This is a genomic window from Chamaesiphon minutus PCC 6605, from assembly GCF_000317145.1.
Classification (GTDB): Bacteria; Cyanobacteriota; Cyanobacteriia; order Cyanobacteriales; family Chamaesiphonaceae; genus Chamaesiphon; species Chamaesiphon minutus.
The window spans coordinates 2,129,649-2,143,442 of the sequence record NC_019697.1 but is presented as its reverse complement, the minus strand read 5'-3'; the positions used below and the strand labels follow the sequence as shown (position 1 = coordinate 2,143,442).

Annotated in this window: 16 protein-coding genes; 1 reads left to right on the top strand and 15 read right to left on the bottom strand. The window is 43.7% G+C overall.

All coding sequences use genetic code 11. The annotated features are described in order from the left end of the window. Positions 1-19: 19 nt before the first annotated feature. The 15 genes from CHA6605_RS09970 to CHA6605_RS09910 form a co-directional block, all read right to left on the bottom strand. On the bottom strand, positions 20-358 hold the full coding sequence (locus CHA6605_RS09970; protein ID WP_041547886.1) for a hypothetical protein: 339 nt from the start codon (positions 356-358) through the stop codon (positions 20-22). A 158-nt stretch (positions 359-516) separates the two neighbouring features. Then, a complete protein-coding gene (locus tag CHA6605_RS09965; RefSeq protein WP_051038804.1) occupies positions 517-1,341 on the bottom strand; it encodes a DUF932 domain-containing protein in 825 nt (274 codons plus the stop codon). 193 nt (positions 1,342-1,534) lie between these two features. Beyond that, complete coding sequence (locus CHA6605_RS09960; protein WP_041547883.1) at positions 1,535-1,768, bottom strand: hypothetical protein; 234 nt, start codon at positions 1,766-1,768, stop codon at positions 1,535-1,537. 134 nt (positions 1,769-1,902) lie between these two features. Beyond that, the gene (locus tag CHA6605_RS35060; protein ID WP_015159339.1) at positions 1,903-2,046 is read right to left on the bottom strand and encodes a hypothetical protein; all 144 of its coding nucleotides are present in this window, start codon (positions 2,044-2,046) and stop codon (positions 1,903-1,905) included. 132 nt (positions 2,047-2,178) lie between these two features. Continuing rightward, a complete protein-coding gene (locus CHA6605_RS09955) occupies positions 2,179-3,147 on the bottom strand; it encodes a DUF5895 domain-containing protein (protein ID WP_015159338.1) in 969 nt (322 codons plus the stop codon). A gap of 214 nt (positions 3,148-3,361) precedes the next feature. Continuing rightward, positions 3,362-3,988 (bottom strand): tetratricopeptide repeat protein, encoded by a 627-nt coding sequence (locus tag CHA6605_RS09950; protein WP_015159337.1) that lies wholly within the window; start codon positions 3,986-3,988, stop codon positions 3,362-3,364. 60 nt (positions 3,989-4,048) lie between these two features. Then, on the bottom strand, positions 4,049-4,474 hold the full coding sequence (locus tag CHA6605_RS09945) for a hypothetical protein (protein ID WP_015159336.1): 426 nt from the start codon (positions 4,472-4,474) through the stop codon (positions 4,049-4,051). A gap of 119 nt (positions 4,475-4,593) precedes the next feature. Then, positions 4,594-5,073: a hypothetical protein gene (locus tag CHA6605_RS09940; RefSeq protein ID WP_015159335.1), complete on the bottom strand. Its 480-nt coding sequence runs from the start codon at positions 5,071-5,073 to the stop codon at positions 4,594-4,596. A 108-nt stretch (positions 5,074-5,181) separates the two neighbouring features. Continuing rightward, positions 5,182-5,748, bottom strand: coding sequence for a single-stranded DNA-binding protein (locus CHA6605_RS35695; RefSeq protein ID WP_232432241.1), 567 nt, complete (start codon positions 5,746-5,748; stop codon positions 5,182-5,184). An 84-nt stretch (positions 5,749-5,832) separates the two neighbouring features. Continuing rightward, positions 5,833-5,973: a hypothetical protein gene (locus CHA6605_RS33980; protein ID WP_157259947.1), complete on the bottom strand. Its 141-nt coding sequence runs from the start codon at positions 5,971-5,973 to the stop codon at positions 5,833-5,835. Between the two features lie 111 nt (positions 5,974-6,084). Then, entirely contained in the window at positions 6,085-6,480 is a 396-nt protein-coding gene (locus CHA6605_RS31500) for a DUF6088 family protein (protein ID WP_051038798.1), read from the bottom strand. 50 nt (positions 6,481-6,530) lie between these two features. Beyond that, positions 6,531-6,782 (bottom strand): HU family DNA-binding protein, encoded by a 252-nt coding sequence (locus CHA6605_RS09925; RefSeq protein ID WP_015159332.1) that lies wholly within the window; start codon positions 6,780-6,782, stop codon positions 6,531-6,533. Then, positions 6,772-7,482, bottom strand: coding sequence for a hypothetical protein (locus CHA6605_RS09920; RefSeq protein WP_015159331.1), 711 nt, complete (start codon positions 7,480-7,482; stop codon positions 6,772-6,774). The genes CHA6605_RS09925 and CHA6605_RS09920 overlap by 11 nt, the downstream gene beginning before the upstream one ends. Before the next feature lie 38 nt (positions 7,483-7,520). After that, on the bottom strand, positions 7,521-7,934 hold the full coding sequence (locus CHA6605_RS09915; RefSeq protein WP_015159330.1) for a helix-turn-helix domain-containing protein: 414 nt from the start codon (positions 7,932-7,934) through the stop codon (positions 7,521-7,523). 6 nt (positions 7,935-7,940) lie between these two features. After that, complete coding sequence (locus tag CHA6605_RS09910) at positions 7,941-8,354, bottom strand: DUF6932 family protein (RefSeq protein ID WP_015159329.1); 414 nt, start codon at positions 8,352-8,354, stop codon at positions 7,941-7,943. A gap of 306 nt (positions 8,355-8,660) precedes the next feature. Between CHA6605_RS09910 and CHA6605_RS09905 the strand changes: the two genes are divergently transcribed. Beyond that, entirely contained in the window at positions 8,661-13,790 is a 5,130-nt protein-coding gene (locus CHA6605_RS09905; protein ID WP_015159328.1) for an NACHT domain-containing protein, read from the top strand. Positions 13,791-13,794: the final 4 nt, after the last annotated feature.

Genomic DNA, 13,794 nt, shown 5'->3' with positions numbered 1-13,794 from the left:
GCAAGAATAATTTCCAGATCTAGCTTCTAGATACTATTTCCAGATTAGATGTATCCATCATGAATGGATACGACACACTTTCATTTTCCTCACAATATACTTTAGTGACGTTAAATCGCCAACGTTCAAATTCAAAGGTTAAGAAAAATCTATCTCCAGTTAGATAGTACTGAGCATTCTCCTCTGTCGGAACTATCAGTCCACTCATATCTAAGTAATAGTAAACTTTACCATTAGAGTTATGAATCAATTTAACTTTAACAGTAATGCTTTCGCGCTGCTCGGATGTCATATGCTGGAAGTCAAACTTGATGATATCATCAACATTAAGCGCAACATCACCAATTCTATTAACCACTCTAAAATTCTTCCTTTGTCAATTAGTTACACATCAATCTCTGATTGTAACAAAGTAACTTTTTGTAAAGAGTGATGAAGATCGAGTTGTTAAGAGAGCGAGATCGCGCCACTCTGCTTGAAGTAGTGTTAATAGGGTGGCACGATCCCATCGGCGGATTAATTAGCAGTAGCAACCTCGCGCCAAGTAGTCGAGGGTAAATAAAGCACATCAGAGCCGAGTCGCTCGATTTCGGTCGCGCGGTCGTAGCTTTCCACATCCTCAGCCGATCGCGTGACCGCATTGAGCATTCCAAACTTGCTCAAGTCGCCAGAACGCAGCAGATGGCTCAGTACGAACTCAGATTCGCTCTGGTTGAGTCCGATTGCCTTAGCTGTCAATTCGACCGCTTTAGCAGGCTTACCAGTAATGATGCCAGTTTTAGCGACTTGCAGGTCTTCGACTGCTTCGCGAAAAGTTGTGATACTTATCGCATTCCGCACTAGATCGCGCAGTTGCAGCTTAAAGGCATCATCGATCGCTTGGAGAGTATCGATCGCATAGAGATCGTTATTTTCGCTGACACGACCGACGTGATTTTTGCGTTGGCGACGGTCTTTCAAAATTAAACCGTTAAGGCAAGCTAGGCGTAGTATAAAAGGTTCGATTGAAATCGAGCCAAGACCAACTTCAGAATTAGATAAGATAAATCCCGCTTGGACTGGATCGTTAAGTGAGATTGCGTCCTCAATGTTGGTATTGACGACTTTGATATACATCCGCGCATCGGTGACTTGACAGCTCGCGATGGTCATCCCGTCGCCCATCTCTTGAAGTTCTGTTACGACCATCGCTAAAATATCGTGGTGATCGACGATCCGATAGCGATTGCTCAAAACCGCCCGCATTTGTCCCCGAAGTGTGCGAATCAAGCTGGTATCCTCAGATCGACTCAACCAGTGATTGATGTTTTGGGCTAACAGATCGGGACATTGCCGCAGCATCCGATCGTAATCATCTGTGACAAGTTAAGGTTTTCGATCGAATGTCAACACCCATATATAGCGTGGCTGTTGGTTCGGTCTCACTATATATCAAAAAACTCGATTGATAGTGCTAATGTATTCGATCTCTGAATATCTGATGTAACGGTCGATCGAAGGATCGCCAAACGTGCTTGACAATTGCGATCGCGCCTTAACTTGTCACGAATGGATCGTAATAGACTTTAGGTAGATTGAGTTTACTCGCCATCTGTGCGTGAGCGTGTGCCGTTGCTGGCATGAAGATCTCTTCATCCTTAGTTTCCAGGCGGAATTGAGCGGTCGGCAGCATGTTCAAAGTTTTAGTCCGAGCGTGGAAGTCGCGTTTATGTTCTTGTCGGTCTAATAACTCGCGAGCTAATTCTTCTAGGGTACATCCAGTTTTCATAGTTTAAAGATAATGGTAGTTGCTCATTGAGAAAAGCCGCCAATCTTGCTTGAGATTGGCGGCAGTAACGTATTAACGAGTAATTAGTTACTTGTTAATATTCAAATAAGTGGTGCGATCGTTCGTGTTTCGAGCTAATAGCTGTAACCGAGTTGATAGTAATCCTCGCGGTCGAGCATCAATCGCTCAAGATGTTCTATTTCGTCAGCTTCAGCCGAGTCGATTTGGGCTAAATCGAATTTTTCAGGGGAGAGATTAGGTATAATGTTTGGAGACATATTCTGTAAAAAGTGGGTGGTTGTTAACAATTGACTCGATCGAAATCGACAAGTAAAGGGGGATACTTTGCCTGTCGATTTCTCATTAATGCGATTGGGGTTTTATACCACCCAAGTCGCGACAGTCAGAATCTAGAACGGAATTTTATCGATGTCGTCGGTATCGATTTCGGAAGTGATATTTACAGTCGTGCCAATCTCATTAGAACCAGACCCATCGGGTGCAACGGTTGACGACTGCACATCGATGGCAGGATGGGGATCGAGAGCTGGAATCCCCACATTTGGATGAGCGGATTGAGCCTCTAGTTGGGGTTGTGGCTCGGCAGCAGGAGTAAGGGAAATCGACCCAGCAGTAGGATCGGCAAGTAGCAAACGGGGACGTGGATTCATTAAGCCCACCACCATATCGGTGAGATCTGCATCGGTGCCGAGAAAGAAATCTTGCCAATTATCGACTGTCGGCTCCACATACCCATCCACATACAGGGCAGGGGACTTGGTTTTCTCCCCGACACTTTTGCGGATCAGGTGGGGTTGGAACAAGCACAAGGCATTAAAGACTTCATTGCGAGGGCTAAAGAAGACTTTATGTGCCTGAGCCTGACACCGCGCTACGGCTACGCAGAATTGCTGCCACCGTTCTGATAAAGTGGCTTGTTGTGCGCCTTTTGCCACTAGCTTCAAGGGAATGTCGTGGAGTGGCTGCTTGCGTTCGTCGAAGAACATTACCAAGTAGATTTGGAAGTTCCCAATATTCTCGTCGCCCCGATACTGGCGATCCCATTTGCCGATGACTACCAGAGTCTCGTCTTCAAGAGATGCTTTGCGATCGAACATTCCCAGTTGGCAAACCGGAGTGATGCTCATACGCGGCTGTTGAAGTAAGATCCCAACTTCGGTTTTGCCAGTGTTGTAGGCATACTCGGTAAGTTTGTCGGAAGCTAAATCGCGCCAGCCAGCTTTGTTAGCTTGGGAGAGGGGCACGAAATAGCCGTACTGTTTGGGATCTTCGCCGCGCAGTCCTTGAACGTAAGGAAACGAGAAATCTGTGGCTGCATATTGGCGAGTTAAGTACTTGTTTTCTGGGTTAGTGGTCATGATTTTCCTGTGATAAAGTGAGTAATGAAAGCACTAAAAAAGCACCAGTCGATTAGACTGATGCCAAGATTAATGCTTGAAAATAACTACAACTAGAGCAATTTTGCCACTGCAAAATTGGTAATTAAAGCGGAGCAAATATGGTCGAATATGGCGAGTACTTTTCGGTAAGCGTCACCAAATTCGCCCTAATTCTTTTTGGAGCTTAAAGCGATTAACCTTCTTCTGTCGATTCTCGTTCCGAGAGGCTACGCCAACGCGCCTTCAAGAAACCTACCTGTAACCCCGAACGATCGATTTTCGATCGAAACCGTGAGATCAACTCGATCGCGGTCATCGATCGGGCATCATTTCCCTGCTGCTGATATAGAAATCGAGCGATCTGCATATCCTCAATCGCTCCGACTAAATCCTCTAGCTCTAGGTACTTGAGCATCGCTCGATTGTTATAGCTATCGGCATCATCAAGATTGAGTTCGATCGCGCGATCGTAGTCGGCAAGCGACCCTTGGTAATCCTGCTTGATATTCTTCAGCAGGGCGCGGTTGTAGTAAGTAACAGCATCGTGCGGATTGAGAGAAAGTGCGCGATCGTAATCAGCAAGCGACCCTTGGTAATCTTGGAGATTATCTTTTTTCAGGTTGCCGCGATTGCTGTAAGCGAGGGCATGGTTGGGGTCTAATTCAATGGCACGATCGTAATCGGACAATCCACCCTGAATATCTTGAAGCTCGTAATATTTGACATTAGCGTTGCGATAATAATCTTCAGCAGTACTCGCAGTGATTTGAACGGTAGAATTAGAGCTTTCTAGGTCAAGAATAGTTGCTTCTTCTAACATGATTCTCACCAATATTTTCGCTAGTGGAGATACCGCATTGAGTAATACGGTATCTTTAGTCTAACTAGTTAATATTCGAGTGTCGATCGCATCTTCATAAGCATCAAACTCTTGTTTCATCTGCAACAACTGAGTGAGAAAGTCCAAACCATAATATTGAGATTCGCTCAGGTAATCGAGATCGAACACATTCGGGTCGGAGTATCGCTTCATTCCCCGAATCTTGATTTCATGCCAGTAGCCTTTGACTCGTTGGCTGGGACGGTCGAGTATTTCGCTCTCAATTTTCCAAACCAGACGCAGCTTGGTAATCCATTCATCGCGTTCTGAGGGGACGTTATAGCCTAAATACACCAAGAATGCGGGAGTATTTGCCGTGGCATTATTCCAACCGTGAATATCTGGCGTTGCTTCGCAAATAACTAAGCCTGGGAGTAGGTCTGCGAACTTGAAATGTTGAGCTTGAGTAGATGTTTGAGTTAGCATAAAGGTTCGTTAATTATAGATAGGTCGGGCAATCGACCTTTTTTACTGAGACAAAAACGAATCGCCCATCAGCAGTGCTAACAGGCGATCGATCTATCCGTCTAAGAAAATAGTGAAAACTAGCTCGATACCGCAGCGGTAACAGCTTTGGCTTTCTTGGCCGCACGAGTACTCGCAGCTTTTTGGGTGCGAGTTTGCGATTCCCCAAGGGGGACGCTACGCGAACGTGCAGGTTGAGTTGAGGGTGCGCTATCTTCAACCTCAATAGCGAAAATCTCAGGCTCTACAAGCACTTCAACATCGGCAGAGGATTCGGGAGTAGCGATTGGTGCTGTAGCTGCAACATCGGTAGATGCGGGTGTAGGAATCGAAATAATCGCCACCACGTTAGAAATCAAAATGCCGATGGTGGTAGGCTCTTTACCCAAGCGGAACTTACCAGTAACGACTAATTGCGCGGAGGGCACGAATAAGCGTCGATCGACCTCAGTATTGGCAAGTGCAAAGTCGATACTAATATCACCATCGATCGCAGTGCCAGTGATATTAGTACCAACTTCAACGGTAAGGATAACGAGATTGGAAGTAGCTGTACGCATCGGTTTTGTCCTCGTGAAGTGAGTTTGAGAATACAAAGCGCAACCAAATTAACCCCTAATGGATCGAGGGTTAATTTGGCAGATCCAGGTTGGAGGAAGCAGTTAAGACTAAGCGGATTTGGGCAATCTTTCTAACTGCCAATCCGAAATAGTAACGACGGGCTTGGAACGAAGAACTTGGTTAGGGTCGATCCAATCCTCGAATGCCAAGTCGCCAACTACGGCAACCTGGGCATTTTTGACGATGAATTGAGCGGCACGAAGCCCCGCCTCATTGGTAAACTTGAGCAGGTACCAATCAGTGACACCTTCAGCGATGCGAACGCCAAGCGGTACTTCGGAAACTGGCGCAAAGCCGGAACCATCGGGCAGCGGAGTATTAGAGGTAGAAACGGCGCGACCAATATAGCCAGAGAGGGTAACTAGCATTAGAAATTCCTCAAAAAGAAACACTAAAGCAATCCGGCTCATGCCGGATTGTCCACGCTTAGTAACGATCGATCTAGAATGCAAAAATACAGACTCTACAGCGATTAGTGATAGCAAACGTTTAGCCCAGCCAAACGACCAAAAATTTTCTCTTGCACCCGATCCGAGCGGGTTTTCGATCGCCACTACGCCACCGTCCTCGATCCCGTTAATCTCCAGGTCAGTGCCAATAGTAATCTTTCTCAATCAACTGCTCGGTCAGTCCAGCACCCTGAAAATGTGCGGTGGCGGCAACGATTGCGTCATAGAAATCAGGCGATTCAAACAGTTTCATTTTGCTTGCCATGCCTTGGCATAACGAAGGGTGTGCAGCTTGCCAAAGTCAAAGCGGGAGATGGGATTTAGAGATTGGCGGAGCTTGGCGATGGCTCGGGTACTTTTCTTGAGTTCTTGTCCTAGGGCACCCAACATCGCCCTCACTCGCGGCGGTTCGGTGTTGGCAATCTCCAGTAAGCGATTAGCCAGAGGCTAGGCTTCGCCAACGAAACAATCGTCTTGGCGCAGATAATCTAGTAACCGTTGCTAGGTTTGTGCGTCGGATAGTTCGCTAAATTTACCCCTGGATCTGAGTAAGTCGAGCAGGGCGGCGTTGGTGGGAGATAGGGAGTTCCAGTCTGCTGGGCGGCTGGTATGGATGCGGGCGCGGGTACCGAGAATTTTGCGGGGGACGCTGGCAGCGGTGGTGGCAAATTCGCCGCGCACGGCATTTTGGGTACTCAAGCCTAAGAGGTTTGCCGCGCTAATCCCCGCAGGCAGGACGATTTGAGGGATTGGTAGGGATTGAATCTCGCTCTGGGTGGGATGAGAGCGACCGAAGCGAGTGATGCGGGGGCGGTAGTACAAACCTTTACTGACGCGCTCTAATACTCCGGCTTTGACCAGTCGGGATAAGGTTTGGCTGACGGAAAATGTGGGCAAGTCGGCGAAGTCGTTGTGTCACCAGTATGAATTAGTCGATCGATCCTTCCTCATGTTTTGGAAGTAGAAGCCCAACCAAATAACTTCCGCAATCGTTGAGAAGGGTTAAACTTAAACACCCAACATTTCGGCTCGACCCTGACGTAAAAAGTCCCAAAGTTCCGCAACGAGACACTATCGCCATGTTGGAGTGATTCATAAATTTCTTCGAGCGTCGCATCGATGACCGTTTCCACCATGCCAGTTTCTCGCTCGACTCGTTGGGACACGCGGCGGACTAGTTCCTGTTTATCAATAGACATCTCGCTTTAGATTTAATTTTTCGATAGTTGAGTTGTAATTGACGATCGCCAATTTAGGAAACTTCTCAGCGAGATTTTGTCCGAAGTAATACTGACACCAAAACTCGGCAATTTCCAACAGCTTGGGTACAGATTCGGGAATCAAACCCGTGCCATACCGAGGTTCGTAGGATTCTGTAAATTCTCTAGCTAATTTATAAGCATAGTAAGGAAAATCTCGATTCTCCAACGGAGAGGCTACGCCAACGGTAAAACAGCGAATTGCATATTCTAGTTTGAGTAAGTTACCACTCTTAACAAAATGCACGGTAGTCCAGTGAACGTTGCGAAAATCATTGCCCTGCAACTCATCGATCTGCTTTAGTAATTGCGAGAGAGATTGCTTGCCTTCAGAGAGAGGGTTTTCGATGTAGCGTTCCATCTCTGTTATCGCATTAGCAACGACAGTCGTGTGAATCTCCCATTCAGATGGACTCAGATGACTGGGATATGACTCTGCTTGCATTTGCGCTTGTAATATTTTGGCTAAATAAAGCGCAAAGTGTGCGGCGGCAACTTCGTCCTGACACAGGCTTTTGATACTGGTCAGTCGCGTGATGGGGATGGCAAATCTAAACTGCTCGTTGCTGAGTTCTTGAGCTGTTTCCACCCACTTTTTAATTTTATTAGCGACTGCTGTTTGGGTATTTTGCTGTTTCAATATCTTCAATCTTCCTTAGATACGATCGGGTCTACGATTTAGCTAACTGTCACGTTTGGAATTGATGCAGACAGAGCATTCCAAACTTCTGTTAATCGTTGGAAGCCGATCGATTCATAGCTGCTAGCTTCATATCTTTGCACCATTTGTTCTTTGATGCCTAATTTGATGGCTAGCTCTTTTTGTGTCATGCCCAAACCGATCCGTTTTTGAATTAAGACTTTAGGTAAATCTTCGATCGATCCCATAGTAATTTCGACCTTCCCCGCTTTGAGATCGTCATATTCTTGAATTTCAAGTTGCATTCGATCGATCTGTGTCTGAAAGCTGTTTTGCATCGCTGCTAGTTGGCTGGGCGGGATATTTTGTTGCTCTAGCAATTTATCGATAACTTGTTGCAGCTTATCGATCTCGCCTTTGGTAACTTTATATTGGTGTTCGTTTTGGATCATGACTAATTACCTCGTGATATCAAAATTTCCAAGATCGATTTCTACAATCCCGATTGGCTCTCCATCGCGATTTTTTTGCAAAAAGCTCTGAAATGCTGACATAAAATCCACTCGTAACTCACAGCCAAAGCGGGCATGTTGTTCGTCGATATCTTGAAAAACTGGATCTAGCATCCCGATATCGATTCCCATCCCGTCAAAACAGCCGTCGATGTCGTTGGGTCGTTCTTTATTGGTGATAAAACTACCGCCGATGTAGATGGTCTGACAATTAGAGCGAACTAGTAGTTTGAGGGCAAACGTCAAGCCAGACAGGAGGTTAGCTCGTCGAGAGTTGTACCCGTATCGCTCCCAAAAATCTACCCAACTCATTGCCCAAATTCCAGGTGGTAGATAGCCGCTCTCTGTAAATGGGGGCATTCAGTTAGTTCTCCATCGAACATGACAACAAAGCTGCGCTCTCTACCAGATTAACACAACTTTTTAGTTGGCGTGAAGTCAGCACAGCTTTTTCGTATTTAAATCCCGATCGCACCCACGCCGCCTACCGTCACGTTATTTTATTGCTCACAGGTTAACCACTAAACGCACCGCTTTCGCTACCTTTCAGCCCTGCTACTCCGCTTGTTCCTACCACTGAGCTTTCAGCAGCTATTCTCATCTAAATCTACCTCTTGTTGATGTAAAAGCTAAAATAAAGGGGACAAGCCAGAAGACTGAAAATCAATGCCTAAGCCAGCAAAGCAGCAAAGCAACCCTTATTCTACGGGCGGTGGTGGGTCGAATTTTGAAACGCGGGTTCAAGCAGCCTTCGCTGTTCTGATGCTGACAGGACGGATAGCACCTTGCTTACCACCTTTCCCGATTACAAAAATCAAGCTTCAAGCGCGTTATACTGGCGTTCAAACTGATGACTTTATTGTATTTGCCAAACAACCAGAAACAGAGCAAGAGGCAAAACTACTAGTTCAAGTCAAACACGATCTTAGTATCACGGAAGGAGATACAACGTTTGCAGAAGTAATTCAAAGTAACTGGAATGACTTTAATAGTGAAAGTTTTGATTCCAGCGTTGATGCCATTGCTCTGGTCACAGGCCCTTTGAGCGCAACTGATATAGATGATGTGCGACCTATTCTAGAATGGGCAAGACATTCTGAAGATGAAACAGAGTTTTTCACTAAAATTAAGACTGCTAATTTTAGTAGTGATGCAAAAAGAAAAAAGCTAGCAGCATTCAAGATACATTTAAAAAATGCAAATGAGGGGATTGATGTTACCGATCGACAAGTATGGGAGTTTCTAAAAGTTTTTCATCTCATTGGCTACGATCTAGATACAGAATCAGGAAGCACATTATCCTTACTTCATTCTTTAATCGCTCAATATTCAAATGAAGCTGCGCCATCTGTATGGGCGAGAGTTGTTGATGCAGTTCAAATTTCTAATCAAAATGCGGGTACGATCGCTTTAGAAACTTTGCCGGAAGACATTCGGACTAAATTTAGTACCGCTATTTTTTCTAGTTGGTTATCAGATTTGAATAAACTGAGGGATCATGGAAATTTTATCTTAGGTGGCATAAGAACTACTATTGGTAGAACTCATATTAAGCAATCAGAGGCATTCGATCGATTACTCGATTTAGCTGAAACATCCAGTTTTATTTTTGTATCTGGCGAACGTGGTGCTGGAAAGTCTAGCCTCGTAAGAAAATTCTCGGACTATATGGGCGAACGTGCTCCTATCTTTTGTTTACGCACGGAAGATTTAGATCGCTCTCATCTCGATAATGTGTTTTCAGCAATGGGCTTGAAGGGTTCACTTCGCGAGTTAGAAGCAGGTTTCGCTTTAATGCCCAAAAAATATCTGCTGATCGAATCTTTGGAAAAGCTTCTTGAGTTAGAAAAAACGACAGCATTTATAGATTTACTTCATTTACTAAATAAACAGCAAGGTTGGACTATAATCGCTACTGGTCGTGACTATGCATATCAACAAATTACTTTTACATATCTTCAGCCTCATGGCATCAAATTTACACCGCTGACACTAAATGGTTTTAGTAACGAGCAAGTTCGGGATCTATGCGAACAAATTGAAGCATTACAAAAATTTTCTAACAATCCAAATCTGAGAATTTTGCTGAAGTCACCCTTCTTTGCAGATTTAGCATGTAGAGTTCTTGAGACTGGAACAGAATTTACACATGAAGATGGCGAAAAGGAGTTTCGTGATGCTGTCTGGCGAGATGCGATCGCAAAAGAACAAGAACGAGCAAATGGAATGCCCACTAAGCGCAGACAGACATTTATCGATATTGCCGTCCGCCGAGCAAAACAGATGGTATATGGAGTTCCAGAGACTCTTTTTGATGAGAATGCGGTATTCAAGCTTGAAGAAGATAATTTAGTTCGTCGCGATTCTAAGAATGGACTCGTTAGCCCTGCACATGATGTTCTAGAGGATTGGGCACTCGATCGATATATTGAAGAAATATACCAACAACACTCAGGCAACATCCAGAATTTTCTTAATGCAATTGGCAATGAACCTGCAATCAACCGTGCATTTCGCTTGTGGCTTCACCAAAAGTTAAGATATGGCGACAATGTTGATAATTTCGTGCTTGCTATTCTGACCGATCGAGATATTCAGAGATACTGGCAAGACGAAACTATCGCTGCAATACTTCAAGGCGATAATCCAAGTGAATTTCTCAACCTGTTAAAGAGCAAACTTTTTTTGGAGGATGGCGAGCTTCTGAAACGTTTCTGCTTCATTCTCCGGTTAGTCTGTCAGATGCCAGACTTGAAGCTAATTCCCAAGCTAGAAGAAAATGATGGAATGAATTTAGTTGATGCTTTATATCTAAAACCATATGGTAAAGCTTGGGAAACAATAATTTGCTTTCTATTTGAAAATAGGAAGTCTTTGTCAAAGGATTTGACACCACATATAACAGCCATCTTAAATGATTGGTCTTCCTTATTAAACCTAAATGAGGAATTACCAGTCCCAGCCCGTGAAGTAGGATTATTATCCCTTCATCTGTTAACTCCTCTTAAAGAATTATATCAAGATGATGGTAATAGAAAGAAGTTACTTAGTATCATCATCAAAACCATTCCGGCAATTCATCAAGAATTTACAGAACTTTTGGAAACAGATGTCCTTGTCTATCGTAGTGAAAGTCATAGATTGTCGTATGTTAAACAATTTTGTAAAATGTCTTTAGGGTGTGTAGAATCAGCTTTTTTCAGCAAATATGCACCGAATCAGCTAATGAAATTAGCCTATTTTGAATGGTTTGAGGAGACGGTTCGAGATAGAGACAATGGAGTATATCGCCGCACTAGTCCTGGTGCGCTAGATAAAGATCGGCATTTCGGCCTTAAAAACGATGGAAATATGTTTTTTCCTGCGAGTGGTGCCAAGGGGTTATTCAATCATCTTCTTCGCTTTCATCCACACAAAGGATTAAAGTTTATCTTAGAACTACTAAACAAAACTGTCGAAATATTCACTCATCCTGATTTATACTTGCCAGGGAGTTATTCATCGAGAGTGCAAGAATTATCAGAGTCAGTCTTTGAACCCTTGACTATCCAGTTAAATAATGGGGGAAAAGTATACCAATATTATTCTGGAGATTTTTGGTCGGCATACCGTGGATTTTCTAATATTCCTTACTTGTTACAGTGCGCTTTAATGGCACTTGAGAACTCGCTTATCGCACATGTCGAATCGTGTGAACCAGGGCAATTAGAGTGGCTATTTGACTATATTTTGCGAAACAGCAACTCTGTAATGACTACAGCAGTATTAGCTTCTATCGCAATGGGTTTTCCTGCAAAGGTTGGGAAATCTGCTTTGCCACTTCTCCGAACCCGCGAACTCTATCGTATGGATTTAGCTCGAACTATTCATGAGCGGGGCGGCAGCGAAATAAATTGGCATTATTCTGGTTTTCAGCGAGATGCGCTATCTAAAGTTTATGCAGAAGAAAGACGTACCGCTGCCCTGCGTCCGTGGCGCAAAGAGTCTCTAGAAACACTAGTTACACGTCTTCAATTTTCGGAATGGAGAGATGAAACACTTACTGCTATCAATCTGCTACGTGCATCTGAACCACAAGATGAAACGATACGCTTCCTTTTGCATAGGATTGATAGTCGCGGTTGGAACCCTGTCGAAGATCGAGAAAATAACAGAATCATATTTGAGCCTGAAAACTTGGAAGCTGACTTAAAAGATAGTCAGCAACAAACCCAAGAACGGATGCGAGAACAAAATCGCTTTATTAAACTCGATCTATGGTCACGTAGCACCTTTGCACGAGAGCCATTAGAAACTGAATACTATGCGACGTGGATTGAAGCTCTGGCTGAGGCAAAAGAGCTTTTTGAAAAACTCAATGCTGGTACAGTCAGCGATTTGGCAGCAATGTCATTTGGAGGTATTGTTACTGCTGCGGCGATCTTTGTACGTGACTATTCAGGCGAATTGACAGATGAAGATGTTGCGTGGAGTTTCGCTCTAATCGGTCAAACAGTTCTGATAAATGCAGATGTAGACGATTCAATTGGGAGCTTAAGCTATGCTGATACAGCATCTTCGGCATCTGTTCTCCCAATTTTCTTGGACTTATTTTCTGAAGAAAACGATCGGTATATTGTTAAAAGTTTGATTATTACTGCGTTAACACATACGAATAAAGAGGTTAGGCACAAAGCAGCAGATGGGATTAGAAACTATCTCTGGCAAAGAGATCCAGAGTTTGCACAAGAATGTATAACTGGGTCACTTGAATATGCCCGTTTCGATCGTGATAAAGATAATCAATGTATAAAAAGACAAATATATAATCTATCTGATGACGCTAGGGAAATTGAAATATCTAAGCTGCAAGCAAAAAAAGATGAATTCCGAGAGCGATTCAAACGAGGTGAACTTTCGAGCGATCTCAATCTAATTACTCTTAGATCTCATAGTTCGCGGCATATTTTAAGCCCTTGCCTAATGATTCCAAATGCCTCTAAGGAATCGAGCAACATCAAGTTATGGTCGAAGATGCTATCGCTCTTGTTTGAAGCGGAGCAACAAGAAGATAGACAAGACTCTAAAAAAGAAGAGCGGGTCGAGATCGATGTTGACATCTCTTTGAACTTCACCAATCGGTTTGCTGAGTACCTATTTCAGTTACACGATTCAAATTTTGAAGATTATATCGAGCAATTACGGATGGGGTGTGAAATAGCACCTGATTTTATGAGTTATTTCATATCATGTATTGCATTAGAAGCTGAAAAACGAAATAAAAATGAAGTATATTGGCAACTGTGGAAAGAATTATCGCCGAAGGTTCAAGAAATAGCTATTGCAGTTGCCAGAAACAACTCCGAATACAGACAGCGAGATAACAGACAAAAGTTAATTCGTAGTATGCTACATGCTGATACCCCTTGGCAGAAACTAGATTACGAAAATCAAGATATTGGACTTGGAAAAGACTCGATCCTTGAATTCGTTACGAATACTGGCAAGAATCCAGATGTGTTTGAATCATTAGCTTCCCTCATGCATCATTTTCCTTCAATTTTCTTTGAATCAGGAGTACGTATTCTTGCAAAACATCAAAGAGAGGAAGGCACAATTCGTTTGCTCTCAGGAGTAAACACTTCATTCTACTTAGAAAGAGCAATTCAGCATTTTTTACTGATCGATCGAACTGGATCTTTGACAAAAACTATGCATGAGTCTTGTTTTATATTGCTTGATGCAATTGTTGAGACTGCCTCATCAAGAGCATATTATCTGCGAGAGCATCTCATTCGTTCTCGCAGAATTGTGTAATTTT

Coding starts and splice junctions, on each gene's coding strand:
- CHA6605_RS09905 (WP_015159328.1), top strand. CDS start 8,661: ATGCCTAAGCCAGCAAAGCAGCAAAGCAACCCTTATTCTACGGGCGGT.
- CHA6605_RS09945 (WP_015159336.1), bottom strand. CDS start 4,474: ATGCTAACTCAAACATCTACTCAAGCTCAACATTTCAAGTTCGCAGAC.
- CHA6605_RS33980 (WP_157259947.1), bottom strand. CDS start 5,973: ATGTTGGGTGCCCTAGGACAAGAACTCAAGAAAAGTACCCGAGCCATC.
- CHA6605_RS09960 (WP_041547883.1), bottom strand. CDS start 1,768: ATGAAAACTGGATGTACCCTAGAAGAATTAGCTCGCGAGTTATTAGAC.
- CHA6605_RS09910 (WP_015159329.1), bottom strand. CDS start 8,354: ATGCCCCCATTTACAGAGAGCGGCTATCTACCACCTGGAATTTGGGCA.
- CHA6605_RS35060 (WP_015159339.1), bottom strand. CDS start 2,046: ATGTCTCCAAACATTATACCTAATCTCTCCCCTGAAAAATTCGATTTA.
- CHA6605_RS09950 (WP_015159337.1), bottom strand. CDS start 3,988: ATGTTAGAAGAAGCAACTATTCTTGACCTAGAAAGCTCTAATTCTACC.
- CHA6605_RS09965 (WP_051038804.1), bottom strand. CDS start 1,341: ATGCTGCGGCAATGTCCCGATCTGTTAGCCCAAAACATCAATCACTGG.
- CHA6605_RS09955 (WP_015159338.1), bottom strand. CDS start 3,147: ATGACCACTAACCCAGAAAACAAGTACTTAACTCGCCAATATGCAGCC.
- CHA6605_RS09925 (WP_015159332.1), bottom strand. CDS start 6,782: ATGTCTATTGATAAACAGGAACTAGTCCGCCGCGTGTCCCAACGAGTC.
- CHA6605_RS09940 (WP_015159335.1), bottom strand. CDS start 5,073: ATGCGTACAGCTACTTCCAATCTCGTTATCCTTACCGTTGAAGTTGGT.
- CHA6605_RS09915 (WP_015159330.1), bottom strand. CDS start 7,934: ATGATCCAAAACGAACACCAATATAAAGTTACCAAAGGCGAGATCGAT.